The organism is Kitasatospora sp. NPDC057512 (assembly GCF_042802135.1).
Lineage (GTDB): Bacteria > Actinomycetota > Actinomycetes > Streptomycetales > Streptomycetaceae > Kitasatospora.
Genome location: NZ_JBHVET010001291.1, coordinates 1 through 1083 on the forward strand (window position 1 = coordinate 1; position 1083 = coordinate 1083).

Genomic DNA, 1083 nt, shown 5'->3' on the forward strand with positions numbered 1-1083 from the left:
CGGATGGGGACGTACATGACCGACACCGACACCGACACCGCCGCGGACTCCGCGGTCCGCAGCGGCAGCCCGGACTCCGCGGTCGACCGGGTCGCCGACTTCTACGGCGCCTACATCGACGCCGTCTCCGACGGCACCGACGACCTGGGCACCGAGCTGCGCGCCCACTACCTCACCGAGGACTTCCGCCGGCGGCTGGCGGCCTGGGAGGAGGCCAACCACGCCGACGGCGTGCTGCGCGCCCAGGACGTGCCCACCCGCTGGGAGGTGCGCTACCACGACTCCGGCGCCGGGCACCTGTTCACCACCGTCACGCTGACCTGGGGAACCGGCCCCGACGCCGGGCACACCCGGCTGGCGGTGCAGAGCGACCTGGGCAGCAAGCTGATCTCGGACATCGAGGACGCCTGACCTGACCCGCCGTCACGCCGCCGCGCCCGCCGGCCCGCCCGGTTGTCACGCCAGGGCGGCGGCCAGGCGCTCGGGCAGGGTGGCGTACGGGCGGCACTCGACCACGGGCAGCGCGTGGGCGCGGGCCTGGTCGGCGAGCCAGGTGCTGTAGCGGGCGCTGACGGCGGCGCGCTCGGGCTGCGGGCCGCTGTCGGGCTCGCGGTCGGCGTAGTTGGCGCCGATGCTGCGCGGGTCGTCCTCGTGCAGGAAGACCGCGCGCACCCGCCGCCCCTGGGCGGCGGCCTCGGCGGCGGCGCGGGCGGCGGCGGCCGGGGTGAGGTAGTCGCCCTCCACGATCGCGGGCACGTCCACGGTGAGCCGGTTGCGCACGACGCCGAGCAGCGCGTCGTCCAGGGCGCGGGCGGTGGCGATCTGGAGCTCCAGGACGCGGTCGGCGCCCAGCGCGTCCGGGTCGGGCACGGCGGAGAAGTGGTGCAGGCCGGGGTGGCTGTCCGCGCTGGTGGCGGCCTGGAGGGCGGCCACGACGTCGTCGAACTCGACGACGAACGCGCCGTGTTGGACGCGCAGGAGGTCGGCGGCGCGGCTCTTGCCGAGGCCGGAGGCCCCGCCGATCAGCAGGACGTCCCACGGGATTTCGTCGGTATGCATACCGGCACGGTAAGCGGTCCGGGG

The 1083-nt window shown here is 75.9% G+C and carries 2 protein-coding genes; one reads left to right on the forward strand and one right to left on the reverse strand.

From position 1 onward, the window contains the following. On the forward strand, positions 1-411 hold a 411-nt coding region (locus ACFU6K_RS39555), incomplete at its 5' end, for a hypothetical protein (RefSeq protein WP_380671593.1). 45 nt (positions 412-456) lie between these two features. Here the strand turns inward: ACFU6K_RS39555 and ACFU6K_RS39560 are convergent. Next, positions 457-1059 carry an AAA family ATPase gene (locus tag ACFU6K_RS39560; protein ID WP_380671595.1) on the reverse strand — a complete coding sequence of 201 codons (603 nt, stop codon included), beginning with the start codon at positions 1057-1059 and terminating at the stop codon, positions 457-459. Between the last annotated feature and the right edge of the window lie 24 nt (positions 1060-1083).